The sequence below is a fragment of the Micromonospora sonneratiae genome, from assembly GCF_042679305.1.
Classification (GTDB): Bacteria; Actinomycetota; Actinomycetes; order Mycobacteriales; family Micromonosporaceae; genus Micromonospora_H; species Micromonospora_H sonneratiae.
On sequence record NZ_JBHTMP010000034.1, the window covers coordinates 1 to 22901 of the forward strand.

The 22901-nt window shown below is 69.9% G+C and carries 19 protein-coding genes; 7 read left to right on the top strand and 12 right to left on the bottom strand.

Annotated features, from left to right (window positions below; all coding sequences use genetic code 11):
• Together ACFQ4H_RS21005 and ACFQ4H_RS21010 are read right to left on the bottom strand one after the other, a co-directional pair.
• Positions 1 to 1181, bottom strand: a 1181-nt coding sequence (locus ACFQ4H_RS21005; RefSeq protein WP_377572845.1) for a sensor histidine kinase, incomplete at its 3' end; no start/stop codon positions are given.
• Between the two features lie 4 nt (positions 1182 to 1185).
• Complete coding sequence (locus tag ACFQ4H_RS21010) at positions 1186 to 1851, bottom strand: LuxR C-terminal-related transcriptional regulator (RefSeq protein ID WP_377572847.1); 666 nt, start codon at positions 1849 to 1851, stop codon at positions 1186 to 1188.
• 140 nt (positions 1852 to 1991) lie between these two features.
• On the opposite strand from ACFQ4H_RS21010, the gene ACFQ4H_RS21015 reads away from it, so the two are divergent.
• Positions 1992 to 3464 (top strand): Hsp70 family protein, encoded by a 1473-nt coding sequence (locus ACFQ4H_RS21015; protein WP_377572849.1) that lies wholly within the window; start codon positions 1992 to 1994, stop codon positions 3462 to 3464.
• A gap of 119 nt (positions 3465 to 3583) precedes the next feature.
• On the opposite strand, the gene ACFQ4H_RS21020 is transcribed toward ACFQ4H_RS21015, so the two are convergent.
• The 5 genes from ACFQ4H_RS21020 to ACFQ4H_RS21040 form a co-directional block, all read right to left on the bottom strand.
• A complete protein-coding gene (locus tag ACFQ4H_RS21020) occupies positions 3584 to 4741 on the bottom strand; it encodes a ricin-type beta-trefoil lectin domain protein (protein WP_377572851.1) in 1158 nt (385 codons plus the stop codon).
• Complete coding sequence (locus ACFQ4H_RS21025; protein ID WP_377572852.1) at positions 4738 to 6231, bottom strand: S8 family serine peptidase; 1494 nt, start codon at positions 6229 to 6231, stop codon at positions 4738 to 4740. Before ACFQ4H_RS21025 ends, ACFQ4H_RS21020 begins: the two co-directional genes overlap by 4 nt.
• A 144-nt stretch (positions 6232 to 6375) precedes the next feature.
• Positions 6376 to 8415 (bottom strand): Hsp70 family protein, encoded by a 2040-nt coding sequence (locus ACFQ4H_RS21030; protein ID WP_377572853.1) that lies wholly within the window; start codon positions 8413 to 8415, stop codon positions 6376 to 6378.
• 437 nt (positions 8416 to 8852) lie between these two features.
• Entirely contained in the window at positions 8853 to 10517 is a 1665-nt protein-coding gene (locus ACFQ4H_RS21035) for a SulP family inorganic anion transporter (RefSeq protein WP_377572855.1), read from the bottom strand.
• Positions 10514 to 10852, bottom strand: a complete 339-nt coding sequence (locus tag ACFQ4H_RS21040) for an ArsR/SmtB family transcription factor (protein WP_377572856.1) — start codon at positions 10850 to 10852, stop codon at positions 10514 to 10516. The genes ACFQ4H_RS21035 and ACFQ4H_RS21040 overlap by 4 nt, the downstream gene beginning before the upstream one ends.
• Before the next feature lie 284 nt (positions 10853 to 11136).
• On the opposite strand from ACFQ4H_RS21040, the gene ACFQ4H_RS21045 reads away from it, so the two are divergent.
• Entirely contained in the window at positions 11137 to 11814 is a 678-nt protein-coding gene (locus ACFQ4H_RS21045; protein ID WP_377572858.1) for a DedA family protein, read from the top strand.
• A 108-nt stretch (positions 11815 to 11922) separates the two neighbouring features.
• Here ACFQ4H_RS21045 and ACFQ4H_RS21050 read toward each other — a convergent pair whose 3' ends face one another.
• The 3 genes from ACFQ4H_RS21050 to ACFQ4H_RS21060 all read right to left on the bottom strand — a co-directional run bounded on the left by ACFQ4H_RS21050 (position 11923) and on the right by ACFQ4H_RS21060 (position 15910).
• Complete coding sequence (locus tag ACFQ4H_RS21050) at positions 11923 to 12252, bottom strand: nucleoside triphosphate pyrophosphohydrolase family protein (protein WP_377572860.1); 330 nt, start codon at positions 12250 to 12252, stop codon at positions 11923 to 11925.
• Between the two features lie 317 nt (positions 12253 to 12569).
• A complete protein-coding gene (locus ACFQ4H_RS21055; RefSeq protein ID WP_377572862.1) occupies positions 12570 to 14846 on the bottom strand; it encodes a S9 family peptidase in 2277 nt (758 codons plus the stop codon).
• Positions 14847 to 15247: 401 nt separating this feature from the next.
• Positions 15248 to 15910, bottom strand: coding sequence for a DUF4097 family beta strand repeat-containing protein (locus tag ACFQ4H_RS21060; RefSeq protein ID WP_377572864.1), 663 nt, complete (start codon positions 15908 to 15910; stop codon positions 15248 to 15250).
• 227 nt (positions 15911 to 16137) lie between these two features.
• Between ACFQ4H_RS21060 and ACFQ4H_RS21065 the strand changes: the two genes are divergently transcribed.
• A complete protein-coding gene (locus ACFQ4H_RS21065; RefSeq protein WP_377572865.1) occupies positions 16138 to 16893 on the top strand; it encodes a GbsR/MarR family transcriptional regulator in 756 nt (251 codons plus the stop codon).
• Positions 16894 to 16997: 104 nt separating this feature from the next.
• Here the strand turns inward: ACFQ4H_RS21065 and ACFQ4H_RS21070 are convergent, their stop codons facing one another.
• The gene (locus tag ACFQ4H_RS21070) at positions 16998 to 17960 is read right to left on the bottom strand and encodes a threonine ammonia-lyase (protein WP_377572867.1); all 963 of its coding nucleotides are present in this window, start codon (positions 17958 to 17960) and stop codon (positions 16998 to 17000) included.
• Between the two features lie 212 nt (positions 17961 to 18172).
• On the opposite strand from ACFQ4H_RS21070, the gene ACFQ4H_RS21075 reads away from it, so the two are divergent.
• The 3 genes from ACFQ4H_RS21075 (at position 18173) to ACFQ4H_RS21085 (ending at position 21854) form a co-directional block, all read left to right on the top strand.
• A complete protein-coding gene (locus ACFQ4H_RS21075; protein WP_377572868.1) occupies positions 18173 to 19396 on the top strand; it encodes an erythromycin esterase family protein in 1224 nt (407 codons plus the stop codon).
• Positions 19397 to 19797: 401 nt separating this feature from the next.
• Entirely contained in the window at positions 19798 to 20703 is a 906-nt protein-coding gene (locus ACFQ4H_RS21080) for a Vgb family protein (RefSeq protein WP_377572870.1), read from the top strand.
• Positions 20704 to 21191: 488 nt separating this feature from the next.
• Entirely contained in the window at positions 21192 to 21854 is a 663-nt protein-coding gene (locus ACFQ4H_RS21085) for a TOPRIM nucleotidyl transferase/hydrolase domain-containing protein (RefSeq protein ID WP_377572871.1), read from the top strand.
• A 57-nt stretch (positions 21855 to 21911) separates the two neighbouring features.
• On the opposite strand, the gene ACFQ4H_RS21090 is transcribed toward ACFQ4H_RS21085, so the two are convergent.
• Positions 21912 to 22388: an NAD(P)-dependent oxidoreductase gene (locus ACFQ4H_RS21090; RefSeq protein ID WP_377572873.1), complete on the bottom strand. Its 477-nt coding sequence runs from the start codon at positions 22386 to 22388 to the stop codon at positions 21912 to 21914.
• A gap of 156 nt (positions 22389 to 22544) precedes the next feature.
• Here ACFQ4H_RS21090 and ACFQ4H_RS21095 point away from each other — a divergent pair, with 156 nt between their 5' ends.
• Positions 22545 to 22895 carry a winged helix-turn-helix transcriptional regulator gene (locus ACFQ4H_RS21095; RefSeq protein ID WP_377572875.1) on the top strand — a complete coding sequence of 117 codons (351 nt, stop codon included), beginning with the start codon at positions 22545 to 22547 and terminating at the stop codon, positions 22893 to 22895.
• Positions 22896 to 22901 lie beyond the last annotated feature (6 nt).

Sequence of the window (22901 nt, forward strand, 5' to 3'; positions counted from 1 at the left end):
GCTGCGGCGGGCACGTGCGGCGGCGACGCGCCGACCTGCGCCGGCGGTGACCAGTCCCCGTCCAGCCGCAGCGGAAGCCGGATGTCCACCACGGTTCCGGCGATGTCCGATGCCCGTTCCACGTGTAGTCGTCCGCCGAGCGCCGCCAAGCGCCGAGCGTCGTCCCGCAGCGCCACGGCCACCCGGGCCGGCTCGACACCGGACCGCCCCGCCCGGATCGCCAGGGCGGCGCTGGTGCGGATCAGCTCGACCCGTACCGGCTGGGCCCCGCCGCCGAGTCCCAGCGCGGCAACGGCTGGCGCGGCGGCCTGGTACAGACCCGACTCGATCTCCCAACTCTCCCGCCGGCCCAGATCGCCGTGGAAGTCCACCGGCACGCCGAGCACCCCGACGAGTTCCTCCAGCGCCGCGCGCACCCCGACGCCGCGCAGCACCTGCGGATACACGCCGCGGACCAGGGCACGGAACTGCTCGATCATCCCGCTCAGTTCCGAACGGATGGTGGCGGCAATGGCCGCCGCGTCCGGCGAACCGGCGTGTAGCGCCTGCTCCAAAGCACCGGCCTCGGCCAGGATCGCCCGCAACTGCCGGTCCGGTGTGGCCGTCACGGCGGCGGCGAGGCGGTCACGCTCCACGGCCTGCACCGTGGCCAGTTCCAGACGGGCGACGCCGACTCGCCGGACCGCTCGACCGGCCCGTTCCTGCGCGGCGACGGCCTCCCCCCGATTCCGCGCCCGGCGCAGCAGCAGCCCGACACAGAGCGCCGCCATTCCCAGCGTCCGCGCCGGCACCGGCAGCGGGCCGATCCGTTCCCGGTGGGCCAGCACCAGGACGCCGTACCGGGCTCCGCCGTCGGTCGCATCCGTCGTGGCGACCACATCCGGCACGGTCAGCAGCAGATCAGGGTCACCGACAGGATCGGTCAGGAGCAGGTCCGGTGCCCCGGAACCGGTCCGCCACACGACGGCCGGGGCCCACGATGGACGATCTGGGCCCGCCGGCAACCAGAGCGCCGCGTACCGCACCCCACAGCCCCTGCCGAGGTCGCCCAGCAACTCCTGTAGCACCGGCCGGTACCCACCCAACGGGTCCTCGGGTCCGACCGCGCCACCGACGCTGGTATCGGCCATCCGGGCCAGCACCGCGAACGGCCCGACCGGAGCCGGCTCGCCACCGGCCACGTCGTCAGCCCGCCGTCCGGCTCGACCGCAGGTAGGTCAGCACCGCCAGCACCCGCCGGTGGTGCGCGGCGGGCTCGGTGGAGAGGCCCAGCTTGGTGAAGATGCTCGCAATATGCTTTTCGACCGACTTGACGGACAGGTACAGCTCTGCGGCGATCCCGCCGTTCGAGCGGCCCTCGGCCATGAGGCGCAGCACGCCTCGCTCCCGGTCGGTGAGGTCCGCCAGCGGACCCTGGCCGCGGGCGCTCGACCGGTCCACCAGGTTTGCCGCCAGGCTCGGTTCGATCACCAGTTCCCCCGCGGCGATGCGGACCAGCGTATCGGCCAGCACGGCGACCCCGGCGACCTGGTCCTTGAGGCGGTACCCGATCCGCTTCGTCCCGATCTCCAGCAACCGGTACAGATAGTGGGCCTCGGCATGCTGCGAGAGCAACAGCAACCCCATGTCGGGGTATCGCGCCCGGACACGCTGGGCGGTGATCAGCCCACCATCCAACCCGGGCGGCATCCGGATGTCCATGATGGCCACCTCGGCCGGCACGCGTTCCAGCAGGTCGAGTAGCTTGTCGCCGTCCTCCACGCAGCCCACCACCCGCTGGCCTGCGGCGCCCAGCAGCAGTTGCAGCCCTTCCCGGAACAGCGCGCCGTCATCGGCCACCACAACATCCATGGCTGTCTCCCGATGCCACTGCATGCGATCTCATGAACCGTCGGAACGCGTATCGTGCTGGTGCCGCCCGGACGATCATGATTATCGGACCGAGGATAATCGCTTGCAAGCAACCGGCTGTCCGGGCAAGGGGGTCGTGAGTGTACAGCGTCGGCATAGACCTGGGCACGAGCTTCGCCGCAGCGGCGGTCGGGCAGGCCGGGACCCTGGAAATGGTCCGCCTCAGCGGCCAGGCGACGGTGACCCCCTCGGTGGCGTACCTCGACGACAAGGCCGGGCTGCTGACCGGCGAAGCGGCCGACCGCCTCGGCCTGGCTGACCCGGCCCGGGTGGCGCGCGAGTTCAAGCGCCGCCTCGGCGACCCCACCCCGATGATCCTCGGCGGATCGCCGTACTCCCCCGCCGCTCTGATGGCCGCCCAGCTCCGGTCCATCCTCGACACGGTGATCGAGGACCGGGACGCCCCACCCGACCACGTCGTGCTGACCCACCCGGCCGTGTGGGGGGCGTACCGGCAGGAGCATTTCGCCGCTATCTCCCACCTGGCTGGCCTGCCACAACCAGGGTCGGACACCGCCGGCCCGACCGTGGTGACCACGACGGAGCCGGTGGCCGCAGCCACCTACTACTGCTCCACCCACCCGCTGCCGCCGGCCGGCCTGCTCGCCGTATACGACCTGGGCGGGGGGACCTTCGACAGCGCAGTGGTTCGCAACGGCCGGGACGGGCTGGAGATCGTCGGTAACCCGGAGGGCATCGAGTGGCTCGGCGGCACCGACTTCGACCAGGCCATCCTGGACCAGGTCGATCGCCAACTGGGCGGGGCGGTCACGAAGCTGGACCCGACCGACCCGGGCACCGCGCCACTGCTGGCCGCCCTGCACCGCGAGTGCACCCTGGCCAAGGAGGCGCTGTCCACCCGGCCACAGGCGGACGTCACGGTCTGGCTGCCGGCCGGCGTCCGGCACGTGACCGTCGGCCGGGACACGTTCGAGCAGATGATCACGCCGGCTCTGGACACGACCGTCGAGGCGTTCCGGCGGACCCTGGTCCTCTCCGGCATCACCCCGCAGGACCTCACCGCCGTCCTGCTGGTCGGCGGCTCTTCGCAGATCCCGTGGGTGACCCGGTTGCTGCGGAACACGCTGCGGCGGCCGATCCTCATCAACACCCACCCGAAGCACGCGGTCGCACTGGGCGCCGCCATGCTCGGTGCCGACGCCATCGCCCGCCGGAGCACCCGTCGGCCCGGTCGGCGCACCGCCACCTCCACCGCGACGGCGACTACGCCCGCCGCGACGGCCACGCCCACACGCGGTCGGCCACCGTCCATGCCGCCGACACGTCGGAACACCGGAGGTGGACACGGCGGTCGAACACAGCCGCCGGGTGGCCCGTGGCGATCACGGCGCTTGCTGGTATCCGTGATCATCGTGGCCGTCACGCTCCTGCTGGTGCTGCTGTTTCTCGTCGCGCCGAAGCTGCTCGGGGCTATTGGTGCGGCTCGGCCGGGGGGCCTGACGACCAGCGGGAAGGCTGCAATCAGCTCCGCCGTCACCACCTCTCCGTCCCAGGCTCGCGCCCCCGACGTCAGCAGGATCACGATGGGCTGACCGGCCAGGACCAGCTCGTGCCGGCCCGACCTCCGCGCCGCGGCGCGGAGGTCGGGCCGGACACGCCACTGCTGCCGGACACGCCACTGCTGCCGGACACGCCACTGCTGCCGGACACGTCACTGCTGCCGGACGCGGAACAACTGGTTCGTCTGCTTCAGGCAGGTGAACAGCACGACCGACGTAGTCTTCCTGGTCGAGTCGTAATGGATGTTCACGCACTTGTCAGCATAAGAGCTGTAGATGTGGCCATCGCTGTTCAACTTGAACTGCTGGGCCGGGTTGCCGCTGCACACCGCCACCTGCACGGGCGTCCAGTTGGCGGTCGAGGCGTTTGCGGCGTCCATGCACAGGCCGACCGAACGGATGGTCCCGTCGGACATCGCCCGCCAACGCTGCGGAGCCGAAGCGTCGCAGCGAGCCATGATCAGATGAGTACCATCCAACGCACGGTTGGCGCTCAGGCAAGCATGGAACTCGTCGTTGTACAGCCCCCCGCCGCTGCCCAGCCCCGGCGTGGTGCGCTTGGTCGGGCTGGGCGACGCCTTCGCCGGCGTCACGGACCTGGTCGGTGAAGTGCGGGCGGGCGTGCTCGGCTTGGCCGTGGGGGCGGGTGCTGCGGAAGGGGTGGGCAGCGCGCGGGTCGGAGTTGGGGACGGCTGGGTGGTGGCGGGCAGCACGAGGGTCAGCGACGGGGACGGCTGGGGCAGACCACTGCCATCCGGCGAGAGGGCGTACCAGGATGCATGCCGGATCACCCGCTCCACATAGTCGCGGGCAGCCTCGGGGATCCCCCTGTCCCGGTTGACGGCCGGTAGTCCGGAGTGGAACGCCGCCAGCGACAGCTGCCACGGATCACCGGGGACCTTCAACACCCGGAGCTGGCCGACCAGGTCACACATCAGGTGGGCCAGCGCCAGGATGTTCGCCGCCCGGTCCGTACGCGTGGCCGTCTGCGACGGTTTCCAGGCATCCCACTCCGCGTCCGTCAGGCGGGCCAGACCCTGCCCGCCGCCCCGGCCGACGCCATCCTGGTCGAACCCCGACTCGGCCATGATCTGCCCGGACAGCTTCGCCATCCCGAGCGCCGGACACGACCCGCCAGCGGTGGCCAGCACCACCTGGTCGGCGACCGCCACCGGTACGCCGGGCAGCGGCTTGCTGTCGGCCCGACCCACACTCGTCCCGACAAGCACGAACCCGGACGTCAGCAGCCCGACGACCAGCGCCACGGCCAGTGCGTTACGAACGACCCATCGCCTTCCCGCAATTTTCATGGTCGGTCTCCTAGCGGCTGGGGCTCGTCGGTCATGGGGGCGGCCCCGTCCGGTGTGGTCCGTCTCCGGCGGTGGCGAACCACGCGGAGCAGCCGCGGGGTGACCATGGCCACCACGGCCACAGCGAACGAGAGGAACAGGACCAGCAGGGCGATCCAGGTGACGGACACGCCCTGTCCGGTCTCCGGTACGTTTTCCTGTTGCTCGGCGGGGATGTTGCGGGTGACCGCGTTGTACGGGTCGAGGATTCCCCAACCTGTCGTCGGGTCCGGCAACGTGGTGCTGGCCGGCTGTGCGGTCAGCTTCACCCGGTGCACCACCCCGGCGGCGGCCAGGTGCGGGTACCGGGAGCGGACCAGGGCCACCTCACCAGCCACCAGCGCCACGGCGTACTGGATGCCCGTGCCGGAGAACGCGGCGCCGTTGATCCCCACGCTCAGTACCCGCACCGCCGGGGCCAGCACGTCGACGCCGCCGCGCAGGTACCCGCCGGTCAGCTTCCCGTCCTCGCCGATCCCGCCGACCCGCAGCACCTGCGGCGCGACCGGCCCAGACGAAGTCGCCGCCCCGGTGGCCGGGGCGGTGCCGGAGGTGGTCGCCGGGACGACCACGACCACGTCGCGTGCTGTTGCTTCCCCGATGGCCGAGACGACCTCGGGCGCGTTCACGTCCACGTAGGATCCGAATGCGATGACCCGGGCGCCGCCGGAGACCGCGAGCCGGATCGCGGCGGCCTGGTTGTTCGGTTGGGAGGCACCGTCGCCGGCCACCACCCGGATCGGCATGACGGTCGCATCCGGCGCCATGCCGGCAACCGATGCATCGCGCTCGGACCGGCCCACGATGAGGCCGGCCATGGCGGTGCCACTGCCATTGCAGTCGACGTCGCCCCGCCCGGTACCCGTGGTCGTGTCGGCACCCACGGTCAGGTGGCCCCGCAACGCGGACAGCCTGGCGTCGGCCCCGGTGTCCACGACAGCGACCAGCACCCCGGCACCCTTCGCGTACGGCCACGCCCGGTCGGCCTGCAACCGCAGTTGTGCCCACGGCTGTGGGTCACCGTCAGCTGCCTGACTGACCGTACAACGCGGAACCGCAGCTGGCGGGCGGCTCGGGTCCGGTACGGCGGAGGCGCTCACGGACGGCGAGGAACCGGCGGTAGCGGGCAGTTCGCCGTACACGACACCCGGGCCGACCGCATCCCAGGGCAGTACGAGCACCCACCCGACCCGCGGCGCGCCTCCGGCGGCCAACGCACCGCCGCCAGGCTGCTGCCGGCCGACGTTCAGCTTGTAGATGTCGGCGGCCCGTTTCCGGTCACCCAGTACCCGCTCGGCGATCTCCTCCAGGGTCTCCGGCTGCCCCTGGGCATTCGCCGCGACGATGCTGTACTTGACGTTGTCCAGGTTCGCTTGGGCGGGCGGTACGGCGAATCCGAACACGATCGCCAACGCCAGCACCGCCGGCAGCACCCTCCGGGCGAGCAGCACCCTTGCCTCCATCGAGTTTCGGCCGCCACGGCCATCACGGTCGCCAGCGCGCACGCTCAGTACCGGTATCACGGGTCACGGCATGGGCGGGTTCAGCGGCACGGACGGTGGACGCGGCGTATCTGGCCGGTTTCGCCTGGGCGATCAGCTCAGGCTGTCGCATGACAGTGCACCCGGGGCGTCGGCGGCACCCACGACCCAGCGGATGTTGGAGAAGGAAACGTCAAGCGCACCACCCGCGCCGACCAGGAACACCGTGTCCACCCGGCGCAGGTCCAGGCCGCGTTCGACGAAACACCGCAGCGGGATGCGTAGCGTCGTCTGCGCGTCCGTCGACAGCGAGCGCAGCACGGCACCCAGGGCCAACTCTCCCGCGCACGGGTACTGGCAGTGCATGGCGATGGTGGCCGATCCGGTCGGCGCGGCACGCACCGCCACATCGAACACCAGCGCCGTCGAGGCGTCGGCATACGCGCGCATGTCCCGGCCCACGGAGGACTGGATGTAGAACTGGGCGGGAGCGGTGCCGCTCCAGCGCACCCGAAGGTGGGTACCGCCCTGCTCGGCGGCAGCCGTGACGGTCCTACTCGACGCGCTCAGGTCGGGACCGAGCATGGTGGGCGCCCAGCCGTCGCTCTGCGAGCTGACGTACGCCTGATACGGCGCACCCACCGTGCCGTCGAAGACCACCATGTTCTTCAGTCCCGGCACTTTCCCGGGGCCACCGGTCGGTACGCCGCTCTCGGACGGCACTGTTCCCGCTCCGGGAAGCACGGAGCCGGCGGTTTGCGTCGGGGTGCCCTCGGCCGTGGCACCCGCCGGCCCGCGTTGCGGCAGTAGGGTCACGGCCCAGACCGCGACCGAGGCGAGCACCATGCACGCGACGGTGAGCCGCAGCCAACGGGGTGTGCCGCGCAGCCTGTCACCGACCCGACGTAGCCCGTGAAGGGCCCGTGCGGTGGGCTGCGACCGGGCGGCCTGCTGCGGTGCCGGGTCGGCGAGCGGTTCGGGTGGTATCACCGGGGATTCCGACACACTGGCTTCCTGGGCAGCGGCGACGTCGGTGCCCACCCCGGTGGCTGTCGACGCGGCCGATGTGCTGCGCCGCTTCGTGGATTCCTTCGGCACTGCCCGTCGGGCTGCGGTCGCTGCGCCCAGCGCCACGATGTGCTTGGGGTGCAGGCTGACCCGTACCGGACGACCGAGGGCATCGGAGACCATCTGCGGAATCAGCGGAATCCGCGACGAGCCGCCGGCCAGCAGCACCGCGGACAAGTCGGCCGACTGCAGGCCGGCCGAGGCCGCCGTGCGGCGCAGCGCCTCGATGGTCAGCGCCACGGAGGGGCGGATCATGTCGTTGAACTCCGCCCGGGTGACCCGCACCTCCCGCCGCCCGTCGGGTAGCGAAATCCGCAGCCACACCTCCGGTTCGACGGACAGGTCCTCTTTCGCCCGTACGCACGCCATACGGATACCAGCCAGCAACGCCGCGTGCTCGGAATCGTCGGGGTCCAGCGCGCTGACCGCGCCGTCCAGTTGGGTGTCCGCATAGGCCAGCAGTGCATCATCGAAATCGATGCCGCCGAGCTGTTCCACGCCTTCGGGGGTGCCGAGGATCTCCATGCCTCCCCGGCTCACCCGCAGAATCGTCGCGTCGAAGGTGCCGCCGCCCAGGTCGTACACGGCGACGGTCTCGCCGGTGCCCAGGCGGCGCTCAGCGGAGTAGTGCATGGCGGCGGCCTCGGGCTCGGTCACCACATGCACCCCGGTCAACCCGGCCAACCGGGGTACCTCGCCGAACAGCTCCCGCCGATACGGCCCCCACACCGCCGGACAGGTCAACACCACCGAATCTGGCGGCGCGGCCTTGTCCCGGGTCGCGGTGGCCACGACGTCCCGAAGCTGCGCGGCCAGCAGCGCCGCCGGCGGGTACGGCGCACCGCCGATCACCAACGGGGTCGGGTCTCCGAGCCGGCGCTTGTGCCAGTAGCAGAGCCGCAGCGGATCGCGCGCTCCGGCCACCTCTGCCGCCAGGCCCGAGGTGACCGTCCCGTCAACGGCCACGTGTACCACCGACGGCACCACGAAGTTCGGGCCGAGCGCCACCATCGCGGTCTCCTCCGGCCCAGAGACCGCCGCGGCAGTGAACGTCGTGCCCAAATCGACGCCGAGTCCGTACGACACATCCACTCCTCGAACGATGTCAGGGTGACCGGCCGGGCACATCCGCGAAACATGCTAGCCCTACCTGGAATGCACAACCACCACTCCGGAACGACGGTCAGGTTGCCTGATTGCCCCCGGTGACCGGGCCCTCGCAAGTGGACCCGGGTCGTGCCCGTCCCGGGAAGGTGCGGGTGCCGGAACCGTGCGGCCACGCTGCTCCACCCAGCCGCTGCCCCCGACGGCCTGCTGGTGGTCGACGATCTCGGCGGCGGCGCATTCGACAGCGCGTGGCTGGGACGGTCGGTGGCCGCCTTTCACGCTGTCGCCGACCGGGTTGTTCGACGCCTACCGCCCTGGGAACCCGGTTCGTCCGACCGGAATCGAACCGGCCGGTCCGGCTCGTCGTACGAGAGATGGGCCGACGGGCCGGACCGGCCGGGGTCCAGGTGGCTGCCTCAGACGGGTTTGAGGGTGCCGGTTTGGTGCAGGTAGGCGCGGGCGGCGGCGATGGCCTCCGGGGTGCTGGGGAACACCCGGCCGGCTTCGTCGAGGCGGTCGAGGACGTTGAGGGCGGTCAGGGCCCGGGTGTGTGCGGGCCGGGCGCCGGAGGCGTAGACGGTGATGCCGCGATGTTCGAGGCGCTCGATGATGTCCTTGAGGACGAGGGCACCGGTGGTGTCGACGGTGGTGATCCGCGACAGCCGCAGGATGACGACCTTGACGTCGCTGACCTCGGTGAGTTCCAGCAGGAACCGGTGTGCGGCCGCGAAGAACAGCGGGCCGTCGATCCGGTAGGCGACGATGTGCTCGGCCAGCAGTGCGTGTTCGGCCGCGCTGTGGTCGCCCGTGGCCAGGGGCACCTCCTCGATCCTGGCGGCTTGGGCGATCTTGCGAAGCGCGAGGGCGCCGGCCACCACAAGGCCGCAGATCACTGCGGCGACCAGATCCAGGGCCAGGGTCGCGGCGGCGGTCAGAGCCGCGATCAGGGCTTCTGAGCGTGACGCTTTGCCGATGGCGGCCAGGGAGCCGACCTCGACCATCCGGACCGCGGTGGCCAGCAGCACGCCGGCGAGGGCCGCTAGCGGGATTGCGGCGACCACTGGCGCAGCCGCCAGGATGATCACGGCGAGAATCGCGGCGTGGCTGAGAGCGGCCAGCCGGGAGCGGGCCCCGGAGCGGACGTTGACGGCGGTACGGGCGATCGCGGCGGTGGCTGGCACTCCGCCGAACAGCGGGGCGGCGAGGTTGGCCAGGCCCTGTCCGAACAGTTCCCGGTCGGGGTCGTGGCGGGAGCCGACCCGCATCCCGTCGGCGACGGTCGCCGACAGCAGGCTCTCCAGGGCCGCCAGGGCCGCCACGGCCACCGCCGAGGGGAGCAGGGCCGGCACCGTCGCCGGGTTCAGGAAGTCGAGGGAGGGGACGGGCAGGGTGGCCGGCAGGGCGCCGATCCGGGTCACGTCCAACCGGGCCAGGTGCGTCACGACTACGGCGCCGGCCACTGCCAGCAGCGAGAACGGGATGGCGGGCCGCCAGCGGGCGCCGGCCAGCATCACCGCCGCCACGCCGCAGGCCAGCGCGAGGGCTGGCCAGTTCGGCCGGTGGGCGAACTCCAGCACGGCCCGCCAGGCGACCACGACGACCTTCTCACCCTCCGGGGTGGGTACGCCGAGCGCAGCGGGCACCTGCTGGAGGAAGATCACGGCCGCGATGCCGGCGGTGAAGCCCTCCACGACCGGGGCCGGTACGTAGCGCACGTACCGGCCGGCCCCGGTCACCGCCAGGCCGATCAGGAGCAGCCCGGCCAGCAGGCCGACGGTGAGCACCCCGTCCGGTCCGAAACGTAGCATGATCGGAACCAGCACCACGGTCATCGCGCCGGTAGGTCCGGACACCTGCAGGTCCGAGCCGCCGAAGACCGCCGCGACCGCACCCGCGACGATCGCGGTCGCCAGCCCCGCAGCGGCGCCCAAGCCGGAGGCGACCCCGAAGCCCAGCGCCAAGGGCAGGGCGACGATCGCCACCGTCAGGCCCGCCAGCAGGTCACGCCCAGGGCTGCGGCGGATGGTGGCCAGGTCGACGCGGCCGGGCAGCAGCCGAGCCAGGCGGGTCACGGCACTCACGCGGCAGGATCCGAGTCCAGCAGCGCCTCCCGCAGCTCAGCCCGCCCGGCGAGCATCTCGGTCAGGATGCGACGGGCCGCCCGCATCAGGTCGGCCACATCCGGTCCCGCCAGGGCGTAGACCACCTGCCCGTCGGCGCGGGTGGACACCACGATGCCGGCCCGACGCAGCACGGCCAACTGCTGCGACAGGCTGGATGCTTCGACCCCGGTGTCGGCCAGCAGATCCTTCACGGAGGTGGGGGCCTCGCCGAGCAGTTCCAGAACCCGGATGCGGACGGGGTGCCCGAGCATCCGGAAGAACTCTGCCTTTGCCTGGTACAACGGCACCGACACGCCAGCACCCCCGCTCACATTGATGTCGTGAGCATTTGACAATTTCTTCAATTGCACATTCTCGCCAGGGTCGATTCCTGTGGCATGGGTCACAGGCGGCCGTGCAGTGCGACGTGGTCGACATCAACGGCCGGCGGTGCACGGTGGGCACCAGTGGCGGCCGGAACCACGCCACCATCATCCGCGGCGTTGCGGGTTGTGGTGGTGTTATCCCCACCCACAATCGGCGGGCTCGCACCATCGCGTGGCGTCGTCATGATCCGTACGGTCGAAGCAGCAGACCGATGGCGGAGGGGACGACGATGCTGGACCACCTGATGCCGCTGCTCTCCTCGCCTTGGCTCTACCTGATCGTCTTCGCGGCCGTGGCGATCGACGGGTTCGCCCCGGTCATGCCGTCCGAGGCCGTGGTGATCGGTCTGGGCGCGCTGTCGGCGGCCGGCTCACCGAACCTCGTCGCGCTCGCCACGGCCGTGACGGCCGGCGGGATGGTCGGTGACCGGATCTCGTACCTGCTCGGTCGGAAGGCGGGCTGCCGGGTCACGAACGGCAGGCTGGCGGTGGCCAAGGAGAAGGCGGAGCAAGCTCTTCTACGGTACGGAGGTGTCGCGATCCTGGTCGGCCGGTTCCTCCCGTACGGGCGCACCGCCACGACCATGACGTCCGGGTCGGTGTCGCTGGCGCTGGGCCGGTTCCAGCTGTTCACCGCGCTGGCAAGCGCAACCTGGGCCGCATATGCGATCGGCCTGGGCCGGCTGGGTGGCGCGGCCTTCGCCGACTCGCCGCTACTGGGCGCAGTGTCCGGAATGGTGCTCGGCATGATCCTGGCCGGCATGCACACCATCGTGGCGAAGCGGCGGGAGGTCGGGAAGAAGCGGCGAGCCACAGCCCAGCCGGCCGCTTGCGAGCCTGCCAGATTCGAGGCACCCGACCGCGAGTTGGTGACAGCAGGTCAGCGCTGAGTCACGAGATCCCGTCACCCTGATTGCACAACCCTGGCTGGGGGCCATCAGCAGAACCCGCTACCAGCGGAACCGCGATGAGGGAACGAAGCGCAACGAACCCCTGGCTCAGCGGTTGTCGCCGCTGCCACCCAGCACGCCACGGCCCTGCCGGCTGGCCAGCTTGGCCAGGTTGGCCGCCGCGATGTCGTCCAGCGACAGATCGAGGTAGTCCGCGAGCACCGCCACGTACCAGAGCACGTCACCGAGTTCCTTGGCGATGTCGGCCCGGTCGATCCGCGACTCGTCGCTGTCGAGGTCTCGGACCCACTTCTTGAACTTCTCGGCGATCTCACCCGATTCGCCGACCAGCCCGAGCACCAGATGGAGCAGCTCGTTCCTCTTGTCACGTGGAGCAGCAGTACGGAGGGCGCCGCGCTGGTACTCATCCAGGTCCATGGCGGACAAGTATGGTCGAACCCCTCCCACCCGACCAGCCGGGTCGTACCTACGACCGCAGGGAAGCCGCCGTCGTGTTAGCCGAGCGGCTCGGCGTGCTACTCGAATTCTGGCCAACGATGTCCGAGGAGCGGCCAGCGAATGGCCGAGAACGCCGGCGGGGCGGCGTACACCGACGTGGTGCCGGAGTACGCCGCCCTCGGGCAGGACGAGCTACGGAAGACGACAGCCCGCGCTGTCCTGGCGGCTGCTTCGGGTCGTGATCGAACCTTGATGTCGACCAGAGGTAGCCGGGCAACCTGTCTGTGGTGTCGCGCTCAGGCGAACAGCTCACTGAGCAGCTCGGGGTCGATTGCGATGGGAGCGGGACGGTAGGCGGGTGGCTGGATGCCCATCAGCTCGCGTACCAGGAAGTCCCAGCTACGCTTACGGACATAGTGCAGGCAGTCGATGAACACGTGCTCGGCCCCGGGCACGATGAGCAGTTCGAAGTCCTTGTCGGCGGCGACGAGCCGGTCGGCCAGCCGCAGCGTATGGTCCGGGTGGACCCGGTCGTCCATTTCGCCGTGGATGAGCAGCAGTTTGCCCGCCAACCGGTCGGCAATCTCCACGTTCGAGGTACGGGCCCAGGCCTCCGGGTTGTCCGCACCGTCATAGGCCTCCACGAAGTCCAGGCTGAAGTGGCGGGCGTCGTGCGAGCCGGAGAGGGCGACTCCGGCCTTGTACATCTCAGGGAAGTCCAGCATCGCCCGTACTGTGGCGAACCCGCCTCCGGAGTGGCCGAACGCCCCCACCCGGTCCAGGTCCATCCACGGCCGGCTCTCGGCCAACTGTCGCAGCGCCGCGACATGGTCGGCCAGGCAGCCCGCGTCGGCCAGGTGCCCGTAGGAGGCGTCGTGGAAGGGCTTGCTGCGTCCCGGGGTGCCTCGCCCATCCACCGCGACCACCACGAAGCCCAGCGCCGCGATGGGCTCCGCGTCGAGGCCCATCCCGCCGGGGTCGAAGCACGGGGCCACCCGGGTGACCTGCGGTCCCGGGTAGACGGTGTCCACCACCGGGTATCGCTCGGCGGGGTCGAACCCCCGTGGCCGGTACAGCACCCCGTAGATGTCCGTCACCCCGTCGGCCGCCTTCACCCGGAACCGTTCCGGTGGCGTCCAGCCGGTGGCGGTGAGTTTGGTGATGTCGGCTCGCTCCAGCTCTACCAGCACCCGCCCGGCCCAGTCACGGACGCTGGAAACCGGTGCAGTGTCGACGGTGGAGGCGGAGTCGACGAAGTAGTCCTTGGTGTCCGACACCGTGACGATGTGGTCCAGGTCGTCGTCGGTGACCCTGGCGAAGCCGGAGCCGTCCAGCCCGACCCGGCACACCGTGCGCCGGTACGGATCCGCTTCGACCAGCCCGGAGGCGGTGAAGTACACCACCCGCTCGGCCTCGTCGACGTGCAGGATCTGCCGTACCGCCCATTGCCCGGAGGTGACCTGCCCGAGCAGCTCGCCGGTGCGCAGGTCGTACCGGTACAGGTGACCCCAGTCGTCGCGCTGCGAGTACCACAGAACTTCGTCGGCCAGGACCCGCACGATCGGTGGCTCGTACATCCACTGGTTGGGCTCCACGCGGGTGGCCCCGGTCTCGCTGAGCACGGTGGTGACCTCGCCGGTGGCCGGGTCGAGGCGGTGCAGGCTGAGTGTGCGCCGGTCGCGGGGCTGACCGAGGTAGTACACCGCCGATCCGTCCGGCGCCCACCACGCCCACTGGCTCATGATCGGCGACACCATCGGCATGAGCAGCGGCTCGGCCTGCGCGCGGACCGTCGTACCCTCGGCGAGGTCCAGCACGACCAGCTCGGCCTGCGGCATGGCCTCGTCCCCGGCGTAGGCGTACCGCTGGGTGTGCTGGAGGGGCGCGCCCCCGTCGGCGGGCCTGGCCTCCAGGAGGTGGGTCTCGCGGACGCCGCGCTCATCGGTCCGATGCGTCAGCACGCGTGTCGAGTCGGGCGACCAGGCCACCGCGGGCGGCAGGTGCGGCAGGCCGAACTTGCGTAGCAGGGTGCCGTTGCCGAGGCACTCCGGGCTGGAGCCGTACTGGTACGCGGGCTCGCCGTCGGTGGTCAGTGCCCACTCACGGCCGTCGGCCAACGAGCGTGCCCACAGGTCGTACCCCCGTAGGGACACCGCGACCTCCTTGTCGGGTGACGGCACCTCCAGCGGACTACCCGGCGGCGTGAACTCGGCCCGCTCGCAGGCGTAGCTGTCGAGGCGGCAGCGCCAGTGTTCGCCGAACGCGTCGAACTCCACGGCGTTCCCGGTCGGCTCGATGGTCCTGAACGGCAACGCCTCAGGATCGACCTGCTGCCCGGAGGCGGTGGCAAGCGCGGCGGCGAGCCGGGCGTGGTCGAAGGCCGGCCTGCGGCTGCCCGCCGCCGGGTCGACCAGCACGAACCGCCTTCCGACGCCATTGCTCACCGCGTACCAGAAACGGGTGCCTCCGTCGATCCACTGCGGCCTGACCTTGTCGCCGATGACGAGTTCGCCAGGGCGGGCGGGTCGGCGGAGTAGTTGCTCCGCGGCCTGGTAGGCCTGAGGGGTACTCATTCGTCTTGTCCTTTCTCGGCGCCCGGGTCCGGGCATGGTGATGCCACGGCGGCGCCAGCACGGCAGGGGTGATAGGGGCTGGAAGGGCTCGGCCGAGGGCGCTGGCCGTCACACGAGCCGGTGAGGCGAGGTGGGCGCGCTCGCCCGAGCGGCGGTACGACGACCGTCCCGCTCTGGTTGGTGGCGATGTCGTGACCGTCGGTACGGATGTCGCCGGAGGCGGGTCGGGGAAATGAGGTAGAGAGAATGTTGACGGCGGTGGTCTGCCGGTGCAGTTGGACCGGAGGGCGAAGCTCGTTCCTTCGGGGACGGCCCGGTCATCACCGTCGGGCGCGACCTTGTCACCGTGGGACTTGCGCAGCCCGTTCACCGCGGTGGCCAGGTTTCGTGACGCGTGCTCCTCAGAGGCTACGGGCGACGATGTCGCCGTAGGCGGTGGTTGCGTGGATGCTGAGGTCGGGGGCGCCGGTGTTCCTGAGCGTGTTCTGGATCCGGCCATGGGCGGTGCCGGCGTCCAGGGAGGCGGAGACGCCGTGGGCGACGCCGACCGTCACGTCGCCGGCCTGGGTGCGCAGTACGACCGTGCCGCGCACGGCCTCGGCGATCCGGATGTCGCCCTTTCCAGTACTGATCTCCGCAGGGCCATTGAGGCGGCCGACCGAGACGTCACCGCTGGCGGTGGTGAACCGGACGCTCACGGCCTCGTCGAGCTTGATCGCGCCGTGCGAGCCCTCGAAGGCGACGTCGCCGAACCGTCCGACGGCCCGGAATTCGGCGCTGGCTGCCTTCACCTCGACCCGGGAACCGGCGGGCAACTGGACCGTCACCTCGATGAATCCGGAGCTTCCGAGGATCTGGTTCCTGGCCGAGGCCTCGATCCGTAGGACGCCGTCGCTGTATTCGACCCTGGTCTGCTCCGCGACCTTCACGTCGCGGCCCTTCGAGGCGTCCGCCGGCAGGACCTCGACCGTGGTGTCGGCCCGATCGGCGGCGATGAACTGGACACGCCCTGCGGGGATGTCGAGGACGGCGGAGATCGGGGTGGGGGTGTCGAACTTCTGCATCGTGCTTCTCCTCCTGGACCAGTTGTTTCCAACACCGGAAACGCTACGTTGCGTTCGAGAATCAGGCAACAGGCCCGTTGCACCTGAACAGCATTAACGCAGGTGGAGGCCTCATTATCGTTGCAACGTCCGTAATTTCAACGCAACGGAGACGACTCAGACGTTGCATTGTGTTGGGAGTGAACGCTATTCTTCCGACTTCAAGGAAGCATGAAAGGGAGATCGCGATGCCGGGAGGCAGGCTCACCCAGCTCGAACGTCAGCAGATCGCACAGGGGCTGGCCGACGGGCTCGCCTACGCGGAGATCGCCAGACGTCTCGACCGCCCCACCTCGACGATCACGCGTGAGGTGATGCGGAACGGGGGTCCCACCACCTACCGCGCCGACCTGGCCCACCACGCCACTGAACGCCGCGCCCACCGGCGCAGGCAGGCCGTTCCCCGAGGACCACAGGCGCCCCCGCAGGCCCACGGACGCGACGCCGAGGCTGTGCGCGAGTACGAGGAGACGTTCACCACCCTCCTCATGCAACAGGGCCTGCCCAAAATGATGTCCCGGGTGCTGACCTGCCTCTACACCACCGACGCGGGCAGCCTCACCGCGTCCGAACTAGTCCAGCGCCTCCAGGTCAGCCCGGCGTCCATCTCAAAGGCGATCACGTTCCTCGAAAGCCAGGGCCTCATCCGCCGGGAACGCGACGAACGCCGCCGCGAGCGCTACGTCGTCGACGACGACGTCTGGTACCAGGGCATGATTGCCAGCGCCCGATCCAACGCCCAGCTCGCCGAGACCGCACGGCAGGGCATCAGCATCCTCGGCCCCGACACCCCGGCCGCCACCCGCCTCGAGAACATCGCCCGCTTCGTCGACTTCGTCGGCGAGAGCATCATCCGCGCTGCGGAACAGGCCCGCGAGGTCCTCTACACCAGGACCGAAGCGACCTCAGGCGGCACTGTCACGCCAGGTTCGGATCGCGGATAGATCCACCTTCGTGGCTGAGCCGTGGCTGAGCCGTGGCCGCAGCCGGACAGGTCATCGCCGACCGGTACCGGCGTGGACGCTGCCGGTGTTCCGTCTGCCGGGGTTCACCGGTGGACCCAGCGGTGGTAGGCGTCCAGGTCGACGTTGCTGCCACAGACAATCGTGACAACGTGGCGGCCGGCGAAGCGGTCGGGGTCTTCCAGGATGGCCGCGATGCCGAGAGCCGCTGAGGGCTCGACGACCAACCCCGCGTGCTCCAGGAGCAACCGCATTCCGGTGACGATCGATGCCTCACGTACGAGGACTGCGTCGTCGACCACCTGGAGGAGATCGTCCAGGACGGCAGGAATGGGGTACCGGCCGGCCACACCGTCGGCGATGGTATCGGTCGAGTCGGTGGTGACGACCCTGCGTTCGTGCCAGGACAGCGTCATGGCAGGCGCGCCGAGCGGCTGTACACAGATCACCTCGACCGTCGGTGCCAGGGCTTTGAGGACATGGCCGACGCCGGTGGCCATGGCGCCGCCACCAAGCGCGATCAGGACGGCGTCGCCGGCGGACACCGCGCCCACCAACTCCAGGCCGATGGTCGCGGCCCCCTCGCAGGTCTCAATGTCCAGGCTGTCCTCCACCAGCCGGACGCCGCGCTGATGCGCGATGTTCGCCGCCCGCTCGCGGGCCATGTCGAAGTCGCCGTCCACCAACTCCAGGTGCGCCCCGAAGGAACGGATCCGGTCGAGCTTGACCGTCGGCGCAAAGCGTGATGCCACAACCGTTACGTCCAGGCCCCGACGGCGACCCGACCAACCCAGCGCCTGACCGAGGTTGCCGGCGCTGGCGCACACCACCGCCGCTTCGCCCTGGTCGGCAAGGTGGCCCGCGACCAGTTCGGTACCCCGGGCCTTGAAGCTGCGCACCGGGTTCGCCGTTTCCAGCTTGATGCTCATCGTGCAGCCGAGCTGGTGTCCCAGGGCGTCGCACCGGTACAGCGGCGTGGTCAGAAAGACCGGGTCGATCATATTGCGGGCCGCGCGGATCCGATCGAGATCGAGACGGGTACGAACCATGGCCAGTGAACGTACCCGACAGCCGAGCCATGCGAAGTGTGCCCGGAAGGGTCCCGGCCGCCTCGTAGTTCCCGATCACCTATGTGGACCGGCCGTGCCCACGTGCCCGGCCACCCGGCCTGAGTCGCCCGCTGTCTTGAAGGTTTCAGCGCACCGTCCTGGTGTGACTGGGCAAAAGGTTCAACCGAAGGTTCAACGATAGCGTTGAGGACATGACTGCTGCGATCAAAGATGCTGCCCATGTCGTCGACGCTGCCACCGTCATGCGGTTACTCCCGGCCCGGCCACGGCTGTTTGCCCTCGGTGAGCCCACCCATGGCGAGGACGTTCTGCTCGAGCTGCGAAACGATCTCTTCCGGCAACTCGTCGAGCAGGAGGGCTACCGGACGATCGCGATCGAGAGCGACTGCCTGATGGGCCTGGTCGTGGACGACTACGTCACCTCGGGTACGGGCACCCTCGACGAGGTCATGCAGCGCGGCTTCAGCCACGGGTTCGGCGCGTCCCCGGCCAACCGTGAGCTGGTGCGCTGGATGCGCACGTACAACGACGGCCGGCCAGCTGCCGACCAGCTGCGCTTCGCCGGCTTCGACGGCCCGCTGGAGACCGCCGCAGCCGCGAGTCCCCGGCAGGCCCTCACCGCACTTTACGACTACCTCGCGGACCGGGTGGACGCCGATCTGCTTCCCTGCACCGCAGAATCGCTCGACCGGCTGCTCGGCACCGACGAGCAGTGGACCAATCCCGCCGCGATGATGGACCCGACCCGGTCCATGGGGCGGACGCCCGAGGCCGGACAGCTTCGGCTGCTTGCCGACGACCTGGTGAGCCTGGTTGACACGCAGACGCCGTACCTGGTCGCAGTGTCCTCGCCAGACGACTGGGACCGGGCACACCTGTACGGGCGTACCGCCACCGGGCTGCTGCGATACCACTTCTGGATGGCCGATTCGTCACCGGGCCGCATCGCGCGGGTGCTGGGCGCGCGGGCGTCGATGATGGCCGCCAACCTGCTGGCCATCGCCGAGCGGGGCCCGGCGCTGGTGCACGCCAACAACGCGCATCTCCAGCGGAACGAGAGCACGATGCAGATGGGCGATCTGACGTCGCATTGGTGGAGCGCCGGGGCGATCGCCAGCGCCCAGCTCGGCGAGGGGTACGCCTTCATGGCCACCGCCCTCGGCACGATCCGCCACCGTGGTGTGGACACCCCACTTCCGGACACGATCGAGGGGCTCCTCTACGTACTACCGGAGGACCGGTACATCGTCGACCCCCGCCGACTGGCCGCCGCTCTCGGCGACACGACGCCCGCCCCCCGCGTCTCCCCCTGGTTCGGCTACTCCCCGCTGGACCCGGACCACCTGGCGAGCATCGACGGGATCGTGTTCGTCAGGGACGCTCCCGCCGGGCAAACGTGGTGGCCGGCGGCGTGATCATCGACGGCTGATCAGCGGTCCGGATGGTGACCGGGCGTCGCCGACGCCCGGTCACGCGGTGGGGGTGGCGCCCGGTAGGTACGCGGCTGAGGGCTGGCGGCCGACCGTGTCGATGTGGGTTGCGCCCCAGCTGGGTCGCCGGTTCGACGTCCTCACTACGGACGGGCGACTGGACTGCCTCAGCCAACGTCCGCGCTCGCTCGGACTGCCGTGGCCCGATGGCACGGCGACGGGAGCGACCTGTCGGGAAATCCTTTTGTTGATCGTGGCGGGCCCATGACATGATGCTATTGCAACACTAGTCGCACTAAGCGCCGGCCCAGCACCGCCGACGATCATGGCCGGAACGTCCGCCGACATCGACTACATCGCCACCGAGCATGGTCTGGAGCAGCCAAGTGACACCCGTTTCCATTCACGAGTACGCGGTGACCGACGCCGCCGGCGGCCCGTACGCGATCACCACCGGCCCGGACGGTGCACTGTGGTTCACCATGGTCCACAGCGGGCAGATCGGCCGACTGGTACCCGGCCAAAAGCCCACCAGGCAGCAACTCGATCCAGGGTGCGGGCCGACGATCATCACCGTCGGGCCGGACCGGGCGCTCTGGTTCACCGAGTACCGGGCGCACCGCATCGGGCGAATCTCGACCGACGGCTCCGTTGACGAGTTCCCGTTGCCCAGCCCGGAGTGCGGACCGTTCGGCATCGCCGCCGGCCCCGATGGCGCACTCTGGTTCACCGAGACCAACACCGACCGTATCGGACGGATCACCACCGACGGCCAGATCACCGAGTTCCCTCTCCCGGTCGCCGGGGCCTTTCCGTCCGCGATCACCCCCGGCCCCGACGGCGGGATGTGGTTCACCATGAACCAGGCCAACGCGATCGGGCGGATCGGCATGGACGGCGTGACGGTCGTCCACCCGCTGCCGACCGAGGCCGCCGCGCCGGTAGGCATCACCGCAGGCCGGGACGACGCCCTCTGGTTCGTCGAGATCGCCGCCGGTCAGGTCGGACGGATCAGTCCCGACGGCGCGATCATGGAGTTTCCGTTGCCCGACCGCGCCGGCCGACCACACGCCATCACCCCTGATCGTGACGGCAACCTGTGGTTCACCGAGTGGGCCGGCAACCGCGTCGGCTCGATCACGACCGACGGTGTTGTCGAGACGTACGACCTACCGACATCACGCTGCGAACCACACGGCATCACCCTCGGACCCGACAACGCCCTGTGGACAGCTCTGGAGAATGGCTCACTCGCCCGTATCCAGTCCGTCGCCACGACCCCTGCTCGGTAGGTGTCGCGTTGACACGATCCGCTTGTTCAGCGTTCGGCACCGACTCCCGTCATGTCATTCGTGGGCGAGCACGCGTCGGACGGTGGGACGTCCCCGTCGCGCCGGCCGACTTCGGTGAAGCCGGCTCGTAGGAACAGGTTGAGGGTGCCCGGAAACAGGTCGGAGGTTGAGTGGTGGTGGTTCGCTGCCGCGATCGGGTACGCCTCCAGGTGTTGCGCCCCGGACGCGGCGGCATGGGCGGAGGCTCCGGGCTCTTCGACGAGCTGGACCGTAGTTAAATCCCTGGTCGGCCGATAGGCGTATCACCGATGATTGCGGCCATGGCCACGACACTATCGACACCTCATGTTCGAGATGCGACGCGCACCTCTTGATTCCGAGGCAGTGGCGCGGTCGTACCGTCGAGCCGCCGACGGTGTCGCCGCGCGAGGTGCTGGGCGGGTGTGCGAAAGAGTTCACTGGTGTCACACCGGGATGGGGAAATCATCATGGACGTCACCGACAGTGTGCCTGCCCTCGGGGCGCTGGATGGTCCCCTGGGTGGCAACGCCGCCTCGCTCCGGGCTACGGCCCACGCCCTCGGGAAGGTCGAGTCCGCCGTGGCCGTGGTGCTCGTCGAGGGCATCAGTGACCAGATCGCACTGGAAACGGCCGCCATGGGCTACGGCCGGAATCTCGAGGCGGAGCGAGTCGTGATCGTGCCGATCGGCGGAGCACACGCGATCGGCCGCTTCCTGACGAGGTTCGGCCCGCTGGGCACCCGGCCACGACTCGCCGGTCTGTGCGACCTGCGTGAGGAGGAGGTGTTCCGGCGCGGACTGGTCGCGACCCAGGTCGGCTCACCCCGTACGCGCACCGACATGGAGCACCTGGGGTTCTACGTCTGCGTCAAGGACCTGGAGGAGGAACTGATCCGCGCGGTGGGCACCGCCGGGGTCGAAGCACTCTTCGACTCGCAGGGCGACCTCCGATCGTTCCACTCGTTCCAGAAGCAGCCCGCCTGGCGCGGCCAGCAGCCCGAAGCGCAGATATACCGGTTCGTGCGCAGCAGTTCGCGCCGCAACCTGCTCTACGCACGCCTGTTCGTCGAGGCGGCAGTCGACCGCGGTACCTTGCCACGGCCGCTCGACGGGCTGCTCACCGCTGTTTGACCCGGAGTGTGGTTCGACCGGAACCAGTGAGGTCAGGTCGAAACGCAACGTCCCGGGCTAACCCGCCACGCCGATGTGCGTTCGACGGAACTGCATGCGTTCGGCTTCGTCGATCAGGGCACGCGCGTGATCGGCATAGGTGATGTGCGCTCTCAGGTCACCCGGTGCGAGGTGGTACGCGCCGGTGGGCCTGCCCTCGAGGTCGAAGCTGCCCGACGGGCTGACCGCGACCCATTCGAGGTCGGAACTGCGCAGAATGTCCAGGGCGGTCTGGTGGGCCAGTGAGAAGGGTCGGAACTCAGGCGGGAAACCAGTCGTGTCCATGAGAGGCACGCCGTTCGCGTCGGGCAGCAGCGACGCGAGGCTGACCCAGACGAGGCGATCTACCCTGGCCTCCCGCAACCCCGCGACCAGGCTCTCAGCTGCGGCGCGAAAGAACACGGCCGGTTCGTTGACGTCGCCCACGGCCGCGATCGCCACGTCGTGCCCCGCCGCCCCTGCGGCCACCGCCACCGGATCGGTCACGTCCGCCACGGCCCGTACCAGCGGCGTGACCTCGTGGCCACGTGCGCCTGCCTCCGCCACAGCGGCACTGCCCGCCCTGCCACCAGCTCCGAAAACAACGATCTTCAACATGGCAACGACCATAGGCCGGGTCCTGGTTACCGATCGGGTATCTATCCTCGATGTATGAGCCGCCTTGCTCCCGACATGTTCGATGAGCTCTGTCCCTCCTCGTTCCTACCCATCCGGATGGACCACAAGTGGGCGCCACTGGTCATGCGGTCGCTGGAGGAGGCACCCCGCCGATTCGGCGAACTTCGCATCGCGCTACCTCGGACGAGTCCCAAGGAACTCACCCGCGCCCTACGTACCCTTGAACGCGACGGCTTCGTGTCACGCTCCACAGCCGGTCGCACCGTCACGTACGAGCTGACACCGCTCGGCCGGAGCCTGCTGGCCCCCCTCAAGGTCGTCTATCAGTGGACCGCCGACCACTGGGACGAGATCCTCGACGCCCGTGACCCCGTCGAAGCTTGAACGCAT

Excerpts from the sequence above, each read along its gene's own strand:
- ACFQ4H_RS21010 (WP_377572847.1), bottom strand. The coding sequence starts at position 1,851 with ATGGATGTTGTGGTGGCCGATGACGGCGCGCTGTTCCGGGAAGGGCTG.
- ACFQ4H_RS21020 (WP_377572851.1), bottom strand. The coding sequence starts at position 4,741 with ATGAAAATTGCGGGAAGGCGATGGGTCGTTCGTAACGCACTGGCCGTG.
- ACFQ4H_RS21045 (WP_377572858.1), top strand. The coding sequence starts at position 11,137 with ATGGCGGAGGGGACGACGATGCTGGACCACCTGATGCCGCTGCTCTCC.
- ACFQ4H_RS21050 (WP_377572860.1), bottom strand. The coding sequence starts at position 12,252 with ATGGACCTGGATGAGTACCAGCGCGGCGCCCTCCGTACTGCTGCTCCA.
- ACFQ4H_RS21055 (WP_377572862.1), bottom strand. The coding sequence starts at position 14,846 with ATGAGTACCCCTCAGGCCTACCAGGCCGCGGAGCAACTACTCCGCCGA.
- ACFQ4H_RS21060 (WP_377572864.1), bottom strand. The coding sequence starts at position 15,910 with ATGCAGAAGTTCGACACCCCCACCCCGATCTCCGCCGTCCTCGACATC.
- ACFQ4H_RS21065 (WP_377572865.1), top strand. The coding sequence starts at position 16,138 with ATGCCGGGAGGCAGGCTCACCCAGCTCGAACGTCAGCAGATCGCACAG.
- ACFQ4H_RS21070 (WP_377572867.1), bottom strand. The coding sequence starts at position 17,960 with ATGGTTCGTACCCGTCTCGATCTCGATCGGATCCGCGCGGCCCGCAAT.
- ACFQ4H_RS21075 (WP_377572868.1), top strand. The coding sequence starts at position 18,173 with ATGACTGCTGCGATCAAAGATGCTGCCCATGTCGTCGACGCTGCCACC.
- ACFQ4H_RS21085 (WP_377572871.1), top strand. The coding sequence starts at position 21,192 with ATGGACGTCACCGACAGTGTGCCTGCCCTCGGGGCGCTGGATGGTCCC.
- ACFQ4H_RS21095 (WP_377572875.1), top strand. The coding sequence starts at position 22,545 with ATGAGCCGCCTTGCTCCCGACATGTTCGATGAGCTCTGTCCCTCCTCG.